Genomic DNA, 3,052 nt, shown 5'->3' on the forward strand with positions numbered 1-3,052 from the left:
TTCTTAAGCATCAAGAAACCCCCTTGTAGATAATGTTTGCGTCACATTCATTATATCATACAAAGGGGTTTTTTGATAGGCTTGTATAGTATTTTATTGCATTATTTACAATATTTATTTAAAGTTTTTCAGTGGTTTCGAACCGTCCCCTCGCTTCTAGGACTCAAGTGTTTAAATCAAGTTGTAGCGTTTTAACAAATCAGGGATGATAGTTTTAGAAATCATTTGCATATTTTTCATATCTAGCATATTAGCTGGAATCGGAATATTTAAGTCTGTAAGTTTTTTACCATCCAACATTTTTGACGTAGAATCCAACAATACTCTTATGTCATAGCAGGAAGCAAACACTTCGGGTACACCTCTGTCTACATCTAGCAGAGTATACACAGCTTCCATTGCTGTTCTTACAGAATATTCTGTTGTAAATACTGTATCGCGTACCGTATCAGCGAACTGCCCTATAAAGGCAAAGTTTGTGCAGCCTTCTGGAACAACCTTTGGTCTGTCACCTTTTGCTCTTGGCATGAAGAATGCAGTTATATATGGCATTATACATGGAATACAATGGGCTGATTTTGTTGCCATATCATGAATTTCGGACTCCGGCACTCCTAAATGGTAGAGCCATTCTTCAGTAATCTCAATTCCGGTACATTCTCTCATTGGTTTTTTAATATAGTTTCCTGGAACATCCACAAATAAACCGTACACCCAAACAACAAGCTGATTTTTAGGCTGATTTTTAAAATGAGGCTGACGATTTAAGGTATAGCTCATAAGCCAATTAGAATCTTTTGCTGTAACGATACCGCCTGTAACTACCTTACCGCTAAATGGATCTCTCTTACAAACCTTTTCAATATATGGAGGTATTCTGTCATCAAGGGTAGTAACTGTGGCTGATTCCCAAGTCGTTGCCTTTGTATTTGTACAGAATTTATCAGGGCGACCAAAGGATGTATCTTGATTTGCAATATTTCTCCAAAGCTCCCAGCAGCCGCCAACGGAATCATTAAATTCTGGGGCATGATTATCATCACCTGTTGTAGAATTTTCTGTGCAGCTTCCGTTAGTAACAAATACTAAATCGTCTTCTATAAGGTCAATGCAATCTTCCTTGCCGCCGCGTTCATAAATGATTTTAGTAGCAACCTTTTTGTCATCTTGAATGTCAAAAATAACATTTGTCACCTTGGTATCATATTGAAAATCAACACCATGGGCTTCAAGATATTTTATCATTGGAAGAATCAATGATTCATACTGATTATATTTTGTAAACTTCAAAGCAGAAAAATCAGGAAGTCCTCCGATATGGTGAATAAATCTTTGAACATACAGCTTCATTTCCAAAGCACTGTGCCAGTCTTCAAAAGCAAACATTGTTCTCCAGTATAGCCAGAAGTTGGAGGAGAAGAATTCATCGGTAAATACATCTGTAATCTTCTTATCATATAAGTCTTCATCACGGGTCATGAACAGCCTTATTATTTCCATAGAAGCCTTTTCACTCAATGCAAATTTCCCATCAGTATGGGCATCCTGGCCTCTATTTATGGTTGCTCTCATAAGTGAATAATTTGGATCTTTCTTATTCAACCAGTAAAACTCATCTAAAACAGAGGCACCTTCAGTTTCAAGAGAAGGTATGGAGCGGAACAAATCCCATAAGCATTCAAAATGGTTTTCCATTTCACGTCCGCCCCTTATTATAAATCCCTTTTGAGGATCATTTATACCATCACAGGCACCACCGGCAATGTTAAGCTCCTCCAGAATGTGAATGCGTTCCCCCTTCATCTGACCATCACGTACTAAAAAACATGCAGCAGCTAAAGATGCTAAACCTGAACCTACAAGATATGCTGACTTTCTATCCACATCCACTGGTTTTTGTGGACGAGCAAATGCTTCGTAATTTCCATTGCTATAATACATTTTACAACCCCCCAAACTTATATTTGTTCTATATGCCTATAATAAAAATTATTAGGGGGATTCACAATGGACAATAGTAATGATGTGTTGAGAATTTAAACACATCATTACTATTGTAAAAACTTTATACAGAACACGTAAATTGTCTATACATGACTGCCGGTTCTGAAATTTTCAAGTGCTTTGATAATATCGCCATGAATAAGAATGCTTACCCGTCCTATAATATCTGATGGGATTTCTCTCATTCCCTTTTTAATCCAATCCAACATTAGTCCTACAAAGGCATACTTATAAAATTTAGCAATAAATGCCTTATCATCATCTCTTACATTTATACCTGCGGATTTTTCTGCAATAACGTCAAATAGAAGGCGATATGTTTCTTTATAAAGGTACTCTTCTAGGTGTTCCCGGTTAAGAGAATGATATGTGTTTATTACAAAAGCTTTGTTTTCTAGTGCATACTTAAAAATATTCATAAAACCCTGCTGCCATGTATCATATGTTTTTTTATCGCCAAGTGCCTTTGTTGCTTCGCTTGTATAAATCCATTCAATAAGATCATATATATCCTTAAAGTGATAATAAAATGTTTGTCTATTAACTTCGCAGTCTTCCACGATATCAGTAACAGTAATTTTATCCAAGGTTTTTCTCGCTAGCAGCTTTTTAAGTGATGTAGCAAGTGCTTTTTTAGTTGTTTGCGCCATATATATCCCTCCAATAAAGGATAAATAAATCAGAATGCCTCAAAACATATTATATAGCCTTTATTACCGTTCAGCTATATCCCGTAAATCCTTTTACAGCTGTATCACTATCCTCCGCAAACATACCAAGCATAAAGCCCCTGCCCAAGAGTCCTGGAGGATAGCTTGATTTCTATAGTATCCTTGGTATGTAATCAGCAACTTCCAGTTTTTGTACTGTTGTACTATGAAAACAAAAAGGAAGCAAGAGAACCGTCCGAAACCACTGAAAAAGTGCCATTTTCATGTAACTTTTAGCCAGTAAATTTTACCTTTAACAGAAATATTCGAAATTTTTACCATACAGTAATAAATAACGTTAAAACGAGAGGGTAGTAGGCTTGCTATCCTCTTTAAAT

2 protein-coding genes are annotated in these 3,052 nt (G+C 36.2%); both read right to left on the reverse strand.

The genetic code is table 11. The features are described 5' to 3' along the window. Nucleotides 1-171 precede the first annotated feature (171 nt). Complete coding sequence (locus tag N3I35_00060; GenBank protein ID MCX8128478.1) at nt 172-1,941, reverse strand: oleate hydratase; 1,770 nt, start codon at nt 1,939-1,941, stop codon at nt 172-174. 146 nt (nt 1,942-2,087) lie between these two features. Then, nucleotides 2,088-2,654 carry a TetR/AcrR family transcriptional regulator gene (locus tag N3I35_00065; protein MCX8128479.1) on the reverse strand — a complete coding sequence of 189 codons (567 nt, stop codon included), beginning with the start codon at nt 2,652-2,654 and terminating at the stop codon, nt 2,088-2,090. Between the last annotated feature and the right edge of the window lie 398 nt (nt 2,655-3,052).

The organism is Clostridia bacterium (assembly GCA_026414765.1).
GTDB lineage: Bacteria > Bacillota > Clostridia > Acetivibrionales > DSM-27016 > SKW86.